The organism is Paenibacillus contaminans, from assembly GCF_003285015.1.
GTDB lineage: Bacteria > Bacillota > Bacilli > Paenibacillales > NBRC-103111 > Paenibacillus_V > Paenibacillus_V contaminans.
In genome coordinates, this window is the sequence record NZ_QMFB01000006.1 from 241459 (window position 1) to 259276 (window position 17818).

The 17818-nt window shown below is 49.8% G+C and carries 12 protein-coding genes; all 12 read left to right on the forward strand.

What is annotated here, in order from left to right:
- Positions 1–155 precede the first annotated feature (155 nt).
- The 12 genes from DQG23_RS13015 (at position 156) to DQG23_RS13070 (ending at position 17779) form a co-directional block, all read left to right on the forward strand.
- Positions 156–2084: an ADP-ribosylglycohydrolase family protein gene (locus tag DQG23_RS13015; protein WP_113031283.1), complete on the forward strand. Its 1929-nt coding sequence runs from the start codon at positions 156–158 to the stop codon at positions 2082–2084.
- 59 nt (positions 2085–2143) lie between these two features.
- Positions 2144–3508 (forward strand): ABC transporter substrate-binding protein, encoded by a 1365-nt coding sequence (locus DQG23_RS13020; protein ID WP_113031284.1) that lies wholly within the window; start codon positions 2144–2146, stop codon positions 3506–3508.
- Between the two features lie 82 nt (positions 3509–3590).
- A complete protein-coding gene (locus tag DQG23_RS13025; protein WP_113031386.1) occupies positions 3591–4709 on the forward strand; it encodes an ABC transporter ATP-binding protein in 1119 nt (372 codons plus the stop codon).
- Complete coding sequence (locus tag DQG23_RS13030) at positions 4703–7660, forward strand: extracellular solute-binding protein (protein ID WP_113031285.1); 2958 nt, start codon at positions 4703–4705, stop codon at positions 7658–7660. The genes DQG23_RS13025 and DQG23_RS13030 overlap by 7 nt, the downstream gene beginning before the upstream one ends.
- Complete coding sequence (locus DQG23_RS13035; protein ID WP_202865909.1) at positions 7657–8595, forward strand: carbohydrate ABC transporter permease; 939 nt, start codon at positions 7657–7659, stop codon at positions 8593–8595. The genes DQG23_RS13030 and DQG23_RS13035 overlap by 4 nt, the downstream gene beginning before the upstream one ends.
- Before the next feature lies 1 nt (position 8596).
- Positions 8597–9514, forward strand: coding sequence for a carbohydrate ABC transporter permease (locus DQG23_RS13040; protein ID WP_113031286.1), 918 nt, complete (start codon positions 8597–8599; stop codon positions 9512–9514).
- Between the two features lie 12 nt (positions 9515–9526).
- Positions 9527–11656 (forward strand): YIP1 family protein, encoded by a 2130-nt coding sequence (locus DQG23_RS13045; RefSeq protein ID WP_113031287.1) that lies wholly within the window; start codon positions 9527–9529, stop codon positions 11654–11656.
- Complete coding sequence (locus DQG23_RS13050; RefSeq protein ID WP_113031288.1) at positions 11646–13931, forward strand: DUF5696 domain-containing protein; 2286 nt, start codon at positions 11646–11648, stop codon at positions 13929–13931. Before DQG23_RS13045 ends, DQG23_RS13050 begins: the two co-directional genes overlap by 11 nt.
- Entirely contained in the window at positions 13928–14854 is a 927-nt protein-coding gene (locus DQG23_RS13055; protein WP_238177874.1) for a carbohydrate ABC transporter permease, read from the forward strand. The genes DQG23_RS13050 and DQG23_RS13055 overlap by 4 nt, the downstream gene beginning before the upstream one ends.
- 98 nt (positions 14855–14952) lie before the next feature.
- Positions 14953–15873: a carbohydrate ABC transporter permease gene (locus DQG23_RS13060; RefSeq protein ID WP_158560445.1), complete on the forward strand. Its 921-nt coding sequence runs from the start codon at positions 14953–14955 to the stop codon at positions 15871–15873.
- Positions 15874–15913: 40 nt separating this feature from the next.
- Positions 15914–16777: a sugar phosphate isomerase/epimerase family protein gene (locus tag DQG23_RS13065; RefSeq protein WP_113031290.1), complete on the forward strand. Its 864-nt coding sequence runs from the start codon at positions 15914–15916 to the stop codon at positions 16775–16777.
- A gap of 30 nt (positions 16778–16807) precedes the next feature.
- Entirely contained in the window at positions 16808–17779 is a 972-nt protein-coding gene (locus DQG23_RS13070; protein WP_113031291.1) for a Gfo/Idh/MocA family protein, read from the forward strand.
- Positions 17780–17818 lie beyond the last annotated feature (39 nt).

The window sequence follows — 17818 nt, forward strand, 5'->3', positions numbered from 1 at the left end:
CAGCAAACATTAATCCAGGCAATGTTGTTATTCGCGAGAAGGCCTTATACTGAAAACACTTACAATTCTACATAAGAGTCGCATTCCCAGTCAATCGATTCGGCTTGATTGTAAGATGAGTTATAATCAATTGGGAGAATTAGGGAGGTAGCGTTTTGATCAAAAGCGTATTGAATGAACAAGATTATTATCGGAAAGTTTTCGGGGGGTGGCTCGGTAAAAATATCGGCGGCACACTTGGAGGTTATGACGAAGGGAAAACGGAACGGCTTGATTTGACTTTTTACCCTGTAATTCCGGATAAGCCGATTGCGAACGACGATCTTGATTTGCAGCTTGTTTGGCTTCATGCATTGGAGCAATATGGCGCAAGGATCACATCGAAGGAATTGGGTCAGGAATGGGTCGAGCACGTGTTTTTTCCATTTGACGAGTACGGGTATAGCCTCACGAACTTGCGCTATGGATTGCAGGCCCCGTTAAGCGGATCGTTCAACAATCCGTTTACCGATTGCATGGGGTCGCCGATTCGCTCGGAAATATGGGCGATGGTGGCGCCGGGGGCACCTGGAGTGGCGGCCTATTACGCTTATCAGGATGCGATTGTCGATCATGCGGGAGGCGAAGGCGTTTACGGCGAGATGTTTTTCGCAGCGATAGAGAGCGCGGCATTTCTCGAATCGGATAAAGAGCGGCTCATTCAAATCGGCTTGTCTTTTATTCCAGCGGAGTGCCGGATCGCGAATGCGGTTAGCGACATTCTGCATTTCAAGGCAATCGGGAAGTCCTGGATTGAAGCACGGGAATTAATTGTAAGCAAGTATGGGAACTACAACTTTACGGATGCTCCTCAAAACGTCGCATTTACGATACTCGGCTGGATTTACGGCGATAGCTTCGAGGATTGTTTGCTTAAAACGGCTAACTGCGGATACGACACGGACTGTACGGCCGCAACGCTTGGCGCGATATTAGGCATAATAGGCGGAGCGGACAGCATTCCTGAACGATGGGTTAAACCGATCGGCCACAGTGTAGTCGTCAGCCCGCAGATTAAAGGTTTTTCCGTTCCAGCCGATCTGGACGAGCTTACAACGCGCACGCTGCAAATCAGTAAAGAAGTGATCGCGATATGGGATATTCCGGTTGCGATCGAGGGCCAGCATCCTACCCGCATCGAGAAGGATAACTTACTTATCCCAGGAGAATGGAGCGGCGACTACAATCCGCGAGGGCTGCTGGAGCAAAGCGTTAGTGTCAACCGATACTTGCTGCCTGAAGGAGCTGCATTAAATCAAGGCTTGGAAGTTTGTGTAGATTATGGGCCGGAGGGACCGGCGGTCGGATTGATGGAGCGTAAAAAACTGATCATTTCGCTGCGCAACCGATCGAAGGAGTTGTGGGAAGGAAAGCTTGCGCTGGAAGCGCCGGCCGGATGGCGTACGGAAGAAGCTCCATTCTATCAACTTCAGCCAGGCGAAAAACTGGAATGGGAAACGGATGTTGCAACGGGCGGTGACCGGCAGCCGTTCTATGAGCTAACCTTCCGAATCGATCGCTGGCATGACAATTCTTTATGGAATAGCCACAACGTTCGTTTTATATTGATATCTTCAGGCTACTGGAAGCTATGGGGGCCAAGCAGCTCGCAGCATACGGAAGCCGTCGTTCCAGGAAATCGGCTCTCTTTCTCCAAATTGTTAGGAACGGAAGAACCTGGCATGTATATTGCCAAGACCACTCTGATCAATCCGCGCAAGCGCAATGTCAGGTTGATAGTCGGTACCCCGTTTCCGGTTAAAGTGCATTTGAACGGCGAAATCGTACTGGAAGACCATGAGCTACGAGATTTTGTCCCAGGGTATCATCGAAGCTACATGCACAGATTATTCGAGATCGAGCTTGCCGAGGGAGAGCATGTTCTGGAAATTGAAGCCCAAAAGGGGAACGAACCATTGGAGCTGTTTGTCCTGCCTGTGGCATTCACCCGGACGAAGACGCCCGGAGGAAACTATTATTTCACGGATATCTTGTTTGGATCGGGCGATGAGCAGCGGTATACGTCCAGTGTATATGAAAAATAGATAGACGACTCCCAATTTTTTGTTAAGATCAAATAAAACGAAGAGGGGAACATGTGTCTATGAAAAAGATCGGCATATTGAAAGTTATGAAAGTGCTTACAATTTGTGTACTTGTTCTCGTTGTCGCGGCATGCAGCCGTACGACGGAACAGACGAAGCCGCCGGCGCCGGAGTCGAGCGGGACAAAATCGCCGACGCCAGAGCAATCGCAAGAGCCAATTACACTAAGAGTGGGGTGGGTGATTCCGCCGGAAAATAAGGATTGGCCAAAAATGTTCGAAGCGTTCAACAAGAAATTTCCTTGGATCAAAGTGGAGGGCGTTTATGCCGAGAACGGCGAAGACGAATTGATTAAAAGCATTGCGGCGGGACAACCGCTCGATGTGATCTGGAACACTTCGCTGGATCGGGCGATTACAGAAGATCTAATTGAAGATTTAACGCCTTACGCCGAGAAGGACTCGGATTTCAAAAGCTATCCTTATCGTAAAGGATACTTGGATAACTTCAAGAGAGACGGTAAACTGTACGCGCTGAGCCGCGGCAATGACGGATTTTTCATTTTGTACAACAAAAATTTATTGAAGCAGTACGGTTTGGAAAAGCCGAAGCTGGATTGGACGTGGGACGACTTTAGGGCGATGGCCAAGGCGGCTACGAACCCGGGTGCGGGACACTTCGGCGTAGCAAACAGCGTATGGTGGTACAACTTCGTGGCCATGTCTTTACCGATGGCGAACGGACATGCGCCTAATATGGCGGCGATGAATGAGGATTTCTCGAAAAATCTTGCCGACGGATCCGTTCCCGAAGTATTGGATGATTTGAACTTTTTCAACGATTTAATGGTTAACGACGGATCGCTCCTTAATACGAAACGCGCAGCGAAAGCCAAAATTGAAATGAATGCGTTTCATACGGGACAATCGCTATTTTTTACTTCGATCGGTCCCGTACTACCGGGTTTCAAAGCGCAGTTCCCATTCGAATGGGATATTGCCGCGATGCCGAAAGGGACGGCCAAGCAAGTTAATTTCGGCTGGTTGAGTCCGATGTCGATATCGAAAGCCAGCAAGCATAAAGAAGCGGCTTGGGAATTTATCAAATTCTGGGATGCGACCAAAGAAGGCCAGAAAACGTTGTTTCAATTCGGCGGCTCGTTCCCGAATTCCGATGACCCGGAATTGATGGAAGCTTTCGCGAATGCGGAAGTATACCAAGGCTTCGACAAAGAAGTATTAAAGTATACGCCGGGAATTACCCGTTTCGACCCTGCAAGGTTTATCCCTGCGAGCCAAGAAATTTCTAAAGCCTTCACCGATTTCGGAGCAGTCGCCTATGAGGAAGAGATTAGCGCGCATGACTTCTTCCCGTCCAGAATGCAGAAGGTGAACGAAATCCTCCAGAAGAAGCTGGCCAAGTAAAAAATAGGTTTATCAGCTTTGCGCATAAAGGTCGGAGCTCCGGGTAATGCCGGAGCTTGACCGACATAAGGGGGGAGCAACCGTGTCTAAAGTGTCGTTTCATCACATTCATAAACAATACCCCGGGGAGAAGCGGGTAGCCGTAAAAGACTTTCACCTCGAAATTGAGGATGGCGAGTTTTTGGTGCTCGTAGGTCCTTCCGGCTGCGGCAAGTCCACTTTGCTCCGGATGTTGGCCGGCTTGGAGGATATTACGGAAGGAAACATTTATATAGGTGACAGAATTGTCAATTATATATCGTCCAAGGATCGCAATATTGCAATGGTATTCCAGAACTATGCGCTCTATCCGCACATGACCGTATACGAGAATATTGCGTTCAGTCTCAGACTTAGCAAGCTGCATAAAGCCGAAATTCATGAACGGGTGAACCGCGCAGCCAAAGTGTTGGATATCGAATCGCAGCTGCATAAGCTGCCCAAGCAAATGTCCGGCGGACAAAGACAGCGCGTTGCCTTGGGTCGGGCCATTGTCCGGGAACCGGAAGTATTCCTTATGGACGAGCCTTTATCGAATCTCGACGCCAAACTGCGTATTCAAATGAGAGAAGAGATCGGCAAGCTTTACCGCAGGCTGCGTACGACTACGGTATACGTAACGCACGACCAGGTCGAGGCCATGACGATGGGAACGCGTATCGTTGCCATGAAAGACGGCGTCATTCAGCAAGTGGCGAAACCGGAAGAAATTTACAGAAGGCCTGCGAATCTGTTTGTAGCCGGATTTATCGGTTCGCCGCAAATGAATTTCATCGAAGGAACGGTTCGGATACGCGATGGGATAAGTTATTTTGAAACGCGCAAGCATACGCTTCGCATTCCGGACGAACAGAGCGCCGTATTGCGCAGTTACGGGGCCGTCGGCAGGCCGGTTATTCTGGGCATCCGATCGGAAAATCTGCTTTATCGGCATGAAGATTTGGCGAAACCCGAGCTGCAAATGAACCGATTCGAGTCCGTTATTGAAATTAAGGAGCTGCTTGGCTCGGATACTTATCTCTATACGGACAACAAAGAGCAAAGAATCGTTATTCGCGTAGATCCGAATGCCCGCTTCGAAGAAGGGGAACGGATCGTTATTGGCGTCGATATGAACCGGGCGCTCTTCTTCGATAAAAATTCGGAGGCTTTACTATGTTGAAGCGTTGGAAATACGTTAAAGCTGCGCTGCTGGCCTTTATTCTATTATTTTCGTTTACAAGCCCTTTGCCTATTATGACCGTAAAGGGGGATGGTCCGGAGGCAGTCAAACCGCGGCCGGCCGAGAACGTAAACGGGATTCCGACTTACTTGCAGTGGCTGGCGTTGCAGCCGGAAGGCACAAAGGATTCAACCTTGCTGGAACAGCCGCTGATGGTTCCCGCCGAAGACAGTTCGGATATGTCTGATCCGCGCCAGTACGAACGATTGGCGGAAGATGCTGGTGTGCTGTTTAAAGGAGGGGAAGGGTGGATCGAATGGAGCGTGGAACTGCCGGAGGAGGGCTACTACAACATCGGGATTATTTATGATAGCGCAGACGACCATAAGACCGATTTGCGGTTAGGGATTCAAATCGACGGCAAGTCGCCTTATGCGGAGGCCGAACGTCTCGTCCTTAAGCGCAGCTACGCAGTCAGCGTTTATCCGCCGGAACGGGATGAATTCGATAACGATCGCAGGCCGTCTTCCGTCGAGTTGAAAGGCTGGAAAAATGCGCGGCTAACCGATTACGCAGTTGATCCGAGACCTTTAAAGTGGTTTTTTACAAAAGGTACGCACAAGATCCGTCTCCAATCCGACCGGGATGCGATGAAGCTCCAAGGAATTTATTTGGCGTCGCCTCAAGATCCAAGGCAAGCCGATGCGAAAGCGCAGGAAATTGTCCAGTATGCAACTGCTGCTACAGGTGATTGGCTGCAGAAGATTGAAGCCGAACAAATCTCGCTTAAGTCGAATTCGTCGATTCAACTGCAATCGACGGATAGCGCATTGATATCACCGTCGACGGACGGCCATATTCGCTACAACACGATCGGAGGTGACCAGTTCCGAAGAAGCGGGGAATGGATTGAATGGGAATTCAACGTGCCCAAAGACGGCATTTATCATATCGGATTTAAATATTTACAAGCCTATTCCAATAATGCCTATGCTTACAGAACGATTACGATCGACGGTAAATCTCCGTTTAAAGAATTGCAGCAGGTCGGCTTTCCTTACAATTCTTCATGGGACTGGGAAGGATTGACGCTGTCGGACGGTGAGGAGGAACCGTTGCCGTTTCAGCTGACGAAAGGGAAGCATACCATCAGAATGACCGTTACTGCATCACCGGTTATGCCTGTTTACGAAGGATTGCTGCACAATTTGCAGAAGATCGGCAAGCTGGAACAAACGATACGGAAAATTACGGGGAACTTCGAGAAATCGTATTCGACCGGAGGAAATACGGACCTTAACCGGGATTGGGATTTGGAGAAATATATTCCCGGTCTCTACGAGCAAATGACAGTCATTATTAAGGACTTGGATGATTTGTCGGGCATGCTCGCCAATGTTACCGTCGGTCGATCGGATATTGAAAATGCATTTCAATCGGCGGCAAAGGATTTAACAGATTTACGCGATCATCCGCGTACGATCCCGAACCGCTTGAATCTGTTCGCATCGATGCAGAACAACTTGGGAACATGGACATTCCGCATGCTCGATCAACCGCTGCTGCTGGATTATTTGTGGATCGCCGAGCCCGGGGCAAAACTTCCAAAGATTAAAGCCAACTGGTCGCAGCGAACGGGCCATATGCTGGGTAATTTCTTTCGTTCGTTTACGAACGATTTCGAGTATGCGCAAAACAAACCCAATGCGCTAAATGTTTGGGTTAATCGCAATCGGGATTATGTCAACGTGATTCAACAGTTAACGGATGAAACGTTCACAGCCGAAACAGGCATCAAGGTTAATATCAATATTGTGCCGGATCCGCAGCTGCTTATTTTAGGCAATATTTCCGGCAAGCAGCCGGACGTGGCGTTAGGCGTCGATACGGCGATGCCGATTGACTTTGCAACCCGCGGCGCACTGACGGATTTATCCGGGTTTCCCGACTACGATGAAGTTGCCAAGCGCTTCCACCCCGGCGCGCTATCCGTGTTTCATTATGATCGGAAAGACTATGCATTGCCCGAAATACAAGGATTTAACGTTCTGCTTTACCGGACGGATATTATGGAGGAACTCGGGTTAAACACTCCGGATACATGGAATGATGTTCTGCGGATGCTGCCGACGCTGCAGCAAAACGGATTCGATTTTTATATTCCGCCCAAAGACGGATTGCCGTTCCTGTATCAACAGGGCGCTTCCTATTATTCGGCCGACGGCTTGCGCTCCGCGCTTGACAGCGAAGAAGCGCTGCAAGGCTTTGAGCAATGGACGGATATGTTCAACTTATACCAAATGCCGAAGGAAGTGCCGAGCTTCTATAGCCACTTTCGAATCGGCGACATTCCGATTGGCGTCGTCGACTTCAATACATATATGCAAGTTCAATTTGCCGCTCCTGAGCTGGCGGGACGTTGGAAGGTCGCTCCGATTCCCGGCACGAAGCAGGCTGACGGGACGGTTGTGCGCTGGTCCGGCGGCGCTTTGCAGGCCGGGGTCATCTTTCAAAAATCCGGGAAGCAATCGGAGGCTTGGGAATTCTTGAAATGGTGGACATCGACGGACACTCAGCGGCGCTTCGGAACCGACATCGAAGCTTTGTACGGACCGGAGTACCGATGGAATACGGCCAATATGGAGGCCTTCGAACAACTGCCGTGGCCAAAGCAAGACCTTAAACCGATAAGGGAACAGCTTCAATGGTACAAGGAGGTTCCCCAGCTTCCCGGAGGTTACTATACGGGCAGGCATTTGGAAATCGCGTGGAATAAAGTCGTGTTGGAGCGTAAAAATCCGCGTATCGCCATGGAACAAGCGGTCGCCGATATTAATCGGGAAATGGAACGGAAGCAGGTCGAGTTCGGACTGAGAGATCGGAACGGTACGTTGCTGCATACGCTTGATATTCCTCAACTGGTACGACCCTGGAAAGGAGTGGAGCCATGAGTTCCGCTGCATTAATGAAACGGAGATGGCGAGCATTATTGACGACGTTATGGAAGCAGCGGGTTTCCTATCTGTTCATCGCTCCCTTTATGATCTGTTTCACGGTGTTCATCGTTATTCCGATCGTATTGGCAAACGCGCTGGCGTTTTTCTCGTTTGATGCTATATCCATGCCGACCTTTATCGGATGGGATAACTTTTTAGCCATTTTGACGCAGGATCGCATTTTTTTACAAAATGCAATTCCGAATACGTTTAAATTCGCCATTATTGTCGGTCCGCTCGGATATTCTCTATCCTTTTTGCTGGCATGGCTGATCCATCAGCTTCCCAAGCGAATCCGCGATATATTCACGATTGCCATTTACACGCCTTCTTTATCTGCGGGCGTCGCCATGTCGGTCGTATGGCTGGTCATTTTCAACGGCGACCGAATCGGCTACTTGAACAACTTTCTGCTGTCGATCGGTGTCGTGCAGGATCCGCAGTTATGGCTTCAGGATCCGCAATATTTTATGAACATTATGATTATCGTTTCATTGTGGGCGAGTATGGGCGTCGGATTTCTGGCAATGCTGGCAGGCTTGCAAACCGTAAACACGGAACTGTACGAGGCAGGCGCAATAGACGGCATATCGAACAGGCTTCAAGAAATTTATTATATTACGATTCCGGCCATTAAACCGCAAATGCTTTTCGGCGCGATCATGTCGGTCGTCGGAACGCTGAAGGCGGGAGCGATCGGCGCCTTGCTGGCAGGTTCACCGATTACGCCGCAGTATTCCGGGCATCTCATTACGAATCATATCGAAGATTATGCCTTTATCCGTTACGAGCTTGGTTACGCTTCGGCGTTGTCCGTCGTTCTGCTCCTTCTCGTTTACGGAAGCTCCAGGCTGTCGTTCCGGTTATTCTCATCGAAGGGAGAGGAATAAAATGGGACCGAAGCTTGTTCATATTCCGACTTCCAAAGTAGGAAAGCGGAGAATAAGGCTGTCGCTTGCGCGCTGGAAGAAAATCGATTTGTTCCAAGTATTTGCGATGACCGGTCTCACATTATTGGCGATATTCATGTTATTGCCGATCGTATTTATTATGAACCATGCTTTCAAGCCGATCAGCGAATTGTTTTTGTATCCGCCCAGGTTTTGGACAAATCAACCGACGCTGTTCAATTTCCAGCAGCTTCTCCTGAAATCGCAGACGGCAGTTATCCCGTTTTCCCGTTATTTGTTCAACAGTGTGCTTACTACTTTAGTTACGGTTGCAGGAACCATTTTCGTCAGCTCGATGGCGGCATACGCATTTGCCAAACAAAGATTCATCGGCAGGGAACTGTTTTTTTCCTTTACGATTGTCGCGCTTATGTTCGCCCCCGAGACCGTTGCCATACCGCGTTATTTGGTTATCGCCAACTTGGGCATTATGGATACTTTTCTCGTTCACGTGCTGCCGCTCCTTGCCGCGCCTGTAGGCGTGTTTTTGATGAAGCAGTTTATGGAACAGATTCCCAATGAGCTGATCGAAGCGGCAAAAATTGACGGAGCGAAGGAATTTGTCGTATTTTTCCGAATTGCTCTGCCGATTTGTATGCCGGCGGTTGCCACCATCGGGATACTCGCTTTCCAAGGCTCATGGTCGCAGACCGAAACGTCGGTATTGTTCACGCAAACCGAATCGATGAAAACACTTCCTTATTTCACGATGACGTTAACAAACGGGCTGGCGAACAACGTGGTCGGACAAGGGGTTGCCGCTGCGGCCGGATTAATGATGTTCGTTCCGAATTTGGTCGTCTTCCTGTTGTTTCAACGCAGAGTGCTAAATACGATGGCACATTCGGGAATTAAATAAAGGAGTGTAACGATGCCTACAAGCATGAAGACGCTCAGGCGGGTATTGATAACCATGATGGCAATTGCCTTCGGAGTCGTTCTCTTTCGGGGAGCGGACCGGCCGGTTTATGCCGAGCTGCCCTATACGACTTATTCAAGCGATTCGAACAACGTATGGATAAGAACGCCCAATGCATTCGTACCGAAAGACGTATGGGGCGGCCTGAACCATCCGGAAGATTTATTCATGACGGCCAAGGATGAATTGTATGTTGCGGATTCAGGCAATAACCGCATCGTGCAGCTTGATTTGGAGGGCCGCATCGTCCGGACGATACCTGAATCGACAGATCCGGAGCCGAAGGCGAAGCTGCGGAAACCGGAAGGCGTATTTGTAACGGAGAAAGGCGAAATCTACGTGGCGGATACCGGGAGCCGCAGAGTGGCCGTATTCGACCAAGAAGGAAAGTTCGCAAAAGAATATGTCGCCCCGTCTTCCGAGCTTCTTCCAAAAACGTTCGTATATGCTCCCCTGAAGGTCATTGTCGACCAGCGCGGGTACATTTACATGGTTACGAAAGGCGGTTATCAGGGACTGCTCCAGCTTGCGCCCGATGGAACATTCGCGGGTTTCTACGGCGCCAATAAAGTTCCGACCAGTTGGCTGGACAGCCTGAAGAGGAAGTTTTTCACGGAGGAGCAGCTGAAGGAGGAGCTTTCGCGTTTGCCGGGCTCGGTTACGAATGTCGCAAGTGACGCTCAAGGATTTATTTTTACGGTCAACAAAGATTTAAAGAGCGGACAGTTGAAACGGCTTAACTTCGGAGGTGTCGACCTCTTGATGAATCATAACTTCGCGCCATGGGTGAAGCCGTTGGATAAGTTTTCCTTTCAGGATGTGCACGTGGACTCGAACGGGGTCATGTCGGTGGCGGAAACCGCCGAAGGCAAAATCTATCAGTATGATAAATACGGCCAGTTGTTGTTCGTATTCGGCGCGACATCCACCGGCTCGGAGCAGAGGCTGGGAACGTTCAAGCGGATGACGAGTATCGTCGCGGATTCGTACGGCTCCCTCTATATAGCCGATGGGGAACTGAATCGCATTCAAATCATGAAGCGCACGCATTACGGAGAACTGGTCCACCAAGCTTCTTATATGGACAATCAAGGCAAGTATGCAGAAGCCCGGAAGCTGTGGGAAGAAATTCGCCGCTTGAACGGGATGAACGACAGGGCTTACTTGGGTATAGCCAAGGCGATGTTCAAAGACGGGGAATACGAGCAGGCCATGACATACTTCGAACAAGCGAAGGATAAGGAAGGTTATTCGGAATCGTACTGGCAGGTGCGCATGAATTTCTTGCTACGCTTCTTCGGTACGGGTATGACGATATTGGTTATTGCTTTATGCGGTTTTATTGTTGGTCGGAAAATCATTAGAAGCCGCAAAAAAAGCGTGTTTGCCCGCGATCAGGGCGAATCGGTGACGGAAATTGCGACGGAGGAAAACCGCCGATGGGCGAACCGGGCTCGCGAACTGGCCGAGCCGTGGAAGTTGATGCTTGCAGCGCTGTGGCATCCGATGAACGGGATGTACGATATTGCCTCATCGACTCAGCTGAGATGGCGATTCGCCCTGAGCTTTGTCGTACTCGGCTTTATCCTCATCATTGCCGGCAAAGCGGTCGTAAGCATGCTGTTCGCCGCGCAGCGGTTCGAAACTTTGAATCTGGCCATGGAGGCAATGAAATATTTCCTGCCTTGGCTGTCCTGGATCGTCGCCAACTATTTGACGGGATCGGTTATGCGCGGCGAAGGCTCGTTCGGCAAAGTTTTTGTCGTGAACAGCTATGCGTTGGCGCCGTACATTTTATTTATTTTACCGCTTCAGTGGTTGTCGAACGCGCTGACTTTGCAAGAAGAGATTTTTTATACGGCGGCTCATTATTTGATTGTAATATGGGTGCTTATTCTGATCTTTGTCGGTACTCAGAATGTGCATAATTATAATTTGAAAGAAGCGATCGGCATGATGTCGGTTTCCGTTGTCACGTTTCTCTGCCTGTGGGTATTCGGTTTCGTGCTGATCGGTTTGATTTATCAGGCGACCGACTTTGTAGCCGGTTTTGGGCGGGAGGTGTGGTCACGTGTTCGATAAAGCGAAGAAGCCGTTTTACCTGAGGTATTGGAAAAGAGGAGCGGCGGCGTTGGCTGTCATACTGATCGTCGTCACGGCCGTCTGGTGGTTGAACCGTCCCGCAGCCGTCGTTTTTAACCCGGATAATCTTTCAAAGGAGGATGCCGCGACCTTTTTCTCCGGATTGAACGTTACGTCCGATGTGCCTCAAGGAGAATCCCGTAACCTCAATGGCGTGCAATGGTTCAAGGCATATGAGCAGGACAAGGCTGCATTATGGTTTGATCCGAAGAGCGGACAAATAGCGATCGAGGATAAGAACAGCGGAATCATGTGGCGCAGCAACCCGGATTCGGCAGCTTTGGCGAAGGATACGACAAAAGGATTATGGCGCACCCATCTGGAGTCTCCAATCGTTCTGAGTTACCTGAACGCCGAAGGGACGCAAATCAAAGATACGAATCTGAAGGATATACCGACTACCGTAAAATGGCACAACATCACAGATGGAGTAGCCATGATGTACGTTGTAGAAGAGCTCGGCTTCCAATTTTATGTTTCATACCGATTGGAAAATAATCAACTGATTGCCCGCATACCGGAACAAGGGATCTTAGAGACGAAAAAAAGTATGTTATTGGAGCTAAATCTCCTTCCGTTTATGGGGGCGGCCTTGAACGGGGCAGACGGTTATTTGCTCGTACCGGACGGTCCAGGCGGCTTGATCCGCTTCAACAAAGAAGATCTCGATTTAATGAATGCCTATAATCAACCGGTGTACGGACAGGATTTGTCGATTCCCGCCGATACTCCTGCAACGAGAAGAACACCTGTTTCCTATCCGGTATTCGGTATCAATTCGGGGCAGGCAGGCTTTGTCGCCGTTATCGAGGAGGGAGCTGCAAGAGCGAATGTCGTAGCGACTCCGGCCGGTATTTCGACCCAATTCAATGAGGCGCATGCCAAGTTCGTATACCGCCGGTTTTATAGTCAACCGACAGGCCTGACATCGAGCATTCTGTCGTATGAAAAAACGATGCCTTACGAAGCGGTTTCGGTTCGCTATATGTTTCTCGATCAGGCAAATGCGGATTATGTAGGCATGGCGCAAGCTTACCGGGACTACTTGATGAAGCATCGCAAAGTAGAGCGGCTCGATTCGAAAACCGGTCAGTCTCCTTTGCAGCTTCAGTTCGTTATCGGCGCCGGCGAATCTACGCCGCTTGGAGAGAATACCAGGATCGCAACGACGTTTAAGCAGGTTGAGGAAATCGTTCAACGCCTCATCGGGCAAGGCGTAACCAATATCGAGGTCGGATTGTCAGGCTGGCAAAACGGCGGAGATCCGGGGAATTTGCCGAAGCGTTTTCCGATTGAAGAGAAGGCGGGCGGAGAAGAGGGGCTTCGCAAGCTGATCGCCGAATTACGTTCAAAAGGCATTCGGGTAAGCTTGAATGATCGGCTGGATACGGCTTCCAACTCGCGGAGCAACGGATTTACTCCCGGCTCGGACGGGATTCAATCCATCATCGGCACGCCGCTAACCTATAAGAACGCTGCGGACGAAACCATCTATTTGATCAGCCCGGTAAGGAATGCAGAGAAATACGTGCCGGACCTGATTGAAAAGTGGAAGAAAACAGGGCTCGCTAGCGCCAATTTGGTTAACATGGGGACCCGTCTCAACAGCGATTTTCACCCTAGCCGTAAAATTAGCAGGCAGGAATCCATCTCTTACTCCATCCGTATGACGGATACCGTGCGCCAAGCTTTGGGGAATGTCAAAGTATCGGGAGGGTTCGATTATTTATTGAGTCACGTCGACCATATGTTCGACTTTCCCTTTGAATACAATTTCGATCTGATCGTGGATGAACAGGTTCCGTTTTATCCGATAGCCGTTCATGGCCTTGTTCCTTATTCTTCAGGCCCGGCGAACCTGAGAGAAGATCAAGCCGTGCAATTTTTGCGGGAAATCGAATACGGAGCGGTTCCGAACTTTACACTCACTTACGAGGATTCGCGAATGTTGAAGCGTACGTCGTATGAAAACATTTTCAGCTCCCAGTATGAAGTGCTCGAACAACAAATTATAGACGAATACGAAGCGTTATCAAAAACGGGTGTCAGAAACAGTTTCATTATCGGGCATCGCAAGCTTGCCGAAGGCGTCTACGAGACTGAATACGAGAACGGGCGAAAAATTCGGGTGAACTATACTAACGCCCCTTACCAGGGAAAAGGTTTTTCGATTGAGCCGATGTTCTACCAAGTAGCGAAGGAGGGGGAAAGATGAGCCGGATGGACGCGGGATCGGTAATGACCAAGGAAGATCATGCGCGGCATAGAAGAATCCAATCGTTCAAGGATGCCCTGCGCGGATACTTATTCCTGCTGCCCTGGATGATCGGGATCGTGATGTTCGTCGCCTATCCGTTAATCTATTCCTTCTTTATCAGCTTTCATAAAGTGGGCGTCAAGAACGACGGATCGGGATTGAAGTACGATTTTGTAGGAATGGCCAATTATAAACATGCATTTGTCGTCGATAACATCTTTCCGGTAGAGATGATTCTATTTATGCGCGAAATGGTGCTCACCGTGCCGATTACCGTCATTTTCGCCCTTCTGATTTCCGTCATGCTGAACCAGAAGTTCAAGGGCAGAATGCTGTTCCGCGCCGTCTTTTTCCTGCCCGTTATTTTCGCTTCCGGTCAGGTGCTGCTCGAATTATTCAAACAAGGGCAGGGTTCATTGCCTTTAGTAGAGAGATACAATCTAGCGGACGTCATCTACGATGTGCTGCCTTTAACCGCAGCCGGTACGGTTATGGATTTGCTCGGCAAGTTCGTCATCATACTCTGGTTCTCCGGCGTGCAAATCATATTGTTTCTGGCGGCATTCCAGACGATATCCAGATCGACGTACGAAGCGGCTCAGATCGACGGGGCGACGCCATGGGAGTCATTTTGGAAAATTACGTTTCCCGCCATTTCACCTTTCATTATTTTGAATCTCATTTATACGCTAGTGGAGCAGTCATCCAATCCGTTTAATCCGATACTGAGCCATATTCTGAAAAATACGACGGATGCAAACACGGGATACGGTTATGCCAGCGCATTAGGATGGATTTACTTTGCATTTATTATGCTGCCGATCATTGCGCTTGTTTTAATTGCTAGACGTCAAAGCAAGAGAACGGAAGTGACGATATGAATGGCGGACAACTACCGGCCGATGACAATCGAAAAATGGGACACTCGACCTTAAAGCATTTGGGGGAGTGGCGGGTCAGGATAAGGTTAAGCTCGGGAATGCAAAAAAGCCGCATGCTCCTGTTAGGGAAGCACTTTAACGACGGCTGGCTATTCAAGCTGGCGATTTATATCATCTTATCGGCTGCTGCGTTGTTGTATCTGAACCCGGTCGTCTACATGATATCAACTTCCTTGAAGCATGGTACCGATCTTGTGAATCCCATGATCCGGTGGATTCCGAGCAAACTGGAGTGGTCCAATTACGCTTCCGCAATGATCGGCTTGAATTATTGGAAGTCCATTGTGCAGACGGGATGGATATCAATCGCCGCTTCGCTTATGCAAATGGCGTCGTGCGCGATTGCAGGTTACGGGTTTGCCAGAATGCGGATACCAGGGAAGCCGGTCTTTTTCTTTATCGTATTGCTGACGTTTCTGATCCCGCCGCAAACGTTATCGATTCCGCTATACGTGCTTTATTCCAAGCTGGGCTGGCTTAATACGCCTTTGCCCTTGCTCGTTCCCGGCCTGTTTGCACAAGGGTTGAAGGGCGCGATATTCATTATTATTTTTCGCCAATTTTTTGCCACATTGCCCAAGGAGCTGGAGGAATCCGCCCGTATGGACGGAGCGGGTCCGCTCAAGACTTTTTGGCGTATTATGCTGCCGCTGGCCAGACCCGCTCTGCTGATCGTCTTCCTGTTTTCCTTCGTATGGCATTGGAACGATTATTACGAGCCTGCCTTATATTTGAAAAACGGAGACTTCACCTTGCTCGCGCAAAGCATGCAATTTCTGCAAGGGAACTTAAACTCGGCCGCCGCTACTGGCTCTTCCATGGGCGGAAGTTATTTCAGCTTGAACGAGTCGATTACAATGGCGGCAGCCTTCCTGATTATCGCTCCGCCGCTAATCGTGTACATGTTCGCTCAAAGATATTTTGTCGAGGGCATCGAACGTACGGGAATCGTAGAGTGATAAACGAAGATGATTGGTCGAATACGGAGGAGATGCGTAGATGAAGCTGGGTGTAAGCACTTATAGTTTGGTAGATAAAATCGTGTCCAGACAGATGAGCGTGCTGGATGTGATCGAATGGATAGCCGAGCAAGACGGCGAGCATGTCGAGATCGTTCCGGCAGGATACGACCTGGAAAATAACGAGGCGCTAGCGGATGCCATTCGCCAGAAAGCAGCGGAATTAAAGCTGGACATATCGAACTATGCGATCACGGCCAACTTTGTCGCGGGGGACGAGCGGGCTTGCGAAGCTGAAATCGCGAGAGTCTTGAAGCATGTCGACATCGCGGATCGACTCGGCGCGAAGCTGATGAGACATGATGCGGCATTCCGGCCGGCGGAACAATTGACGGAGTCCCATTTCATCGAGGACCTGGATCGAATAGCGGATGCTTGCCGCCGGATTGCCGATTATGCCGCCCGATACGGCATTACGACAAGTGTAGAAAATCATGGCCATTACATTCAAGCCAGCGAACGGGTTGAACGGCTTATTCGTCGTGTCGGCCGGCCAAATTTTCGTACGACGCTGGATATCGCAAATTTTATGTGCGTGGACGAAGATCCTATCGGGGCTTGCATGCGAAACGCTCCTTACGCTTCGATGGTTCATGCCAAAGATTTCTATGTCCGCTCGTCAGACTTCGATCCTGGGGAAGGGTGGGGCCAATCGGTGAACGGCACCTACCTAAGAGGCGCTATTTTTGGCAATGGCGATATCAACGTAAGAGAAATATTGCGTATACTCAAACATTCCGGTTATGACGGCTACTTGTCCTTGGAATTCGAAGGCATGGAGGATAGCCTGACAGGCACAAGAGTCGGGCTGGACAATTTGAAGCGAATTTGGTCGGAAATATAAAAGAAACCGTTTAGAGAGGAATGGCTAAAGATGATCGTTAGGATTGGATTTATTGGCGCGGGCGGCATTGCCCAAGACCACATACGCGTGCTTAAGAAAATGGAAGATGTAAAGATCGTGAGCGTATTCGATGTAAATGCGGACAATGCGCGGCGAACGTCTGAAGCGACCGGCGCCCTGGTGATGGACAGTGCGGATCAAGTGCTGGATAAACAGCGGATCGATCTAGTGTTCATTTGCACGCCGCAGTTTGCCAGAGGAGAGTTGGAGGTTGTCGCGGCCAGCCGCGGGATTCCGTTCTTCGTCGAGAAGCCGCTTGGCGTAAGTGCGGAGGCGGTTCGGCAAAAGGCGAAAATCATCCGCGAAACGGGAATCATTCATGCCGTGGGTTATGTTCTGCGCTACTATGATACGGTTCGGCAAGCGAAGCAATATTTGGAGGGCAGACGCCCTCACCTCATTCAAGGCACCCGTTTCGGCGGTTCGCATCCGGCCAAGTGGTGGAAGCAGCTCGAAATGTCCGGCGGACATTTGGTAGATACCGCCACTCACCAGGTTGACATGATCCGTTATGTCGCCGGCGGAATCAACAAGGTGCAAGCGGCATTCGGGCGCGTGTCTTTTGATCGGACGGAACCGGAAAGCACGATTCCCGATGCCGGAACGATAAACTTCTTCATGGATAGCGGAGCCGTCGGTTCGCTAACGGAATCCTGTTTGTCGCCGTTCCATGCCAGCTCGGAAATCAAGCTTTTCGGTCCGGATTTCTTTGTCCATTTAAGCCATAACGGAAGCCATTTAACCATAATCGACAATGAACGGAATCTGACGGTCACGGCTGAGCTGGATCCGGGCTATGCGCAATGCAGAGCTTTAATAGACGCCGTAAAATCGGGAAATCAAGCCTTGATTTTATGCGACTATGACGATGCGCTAAAGACGTTGGAAGTCACGCTGGCCGCCAACCGGTCTTCGGAAGAGCGGACCGGGATCGTTTTGTAAGACCAATGACAAGCGGAGAAGATCTGAAAACAATCATAA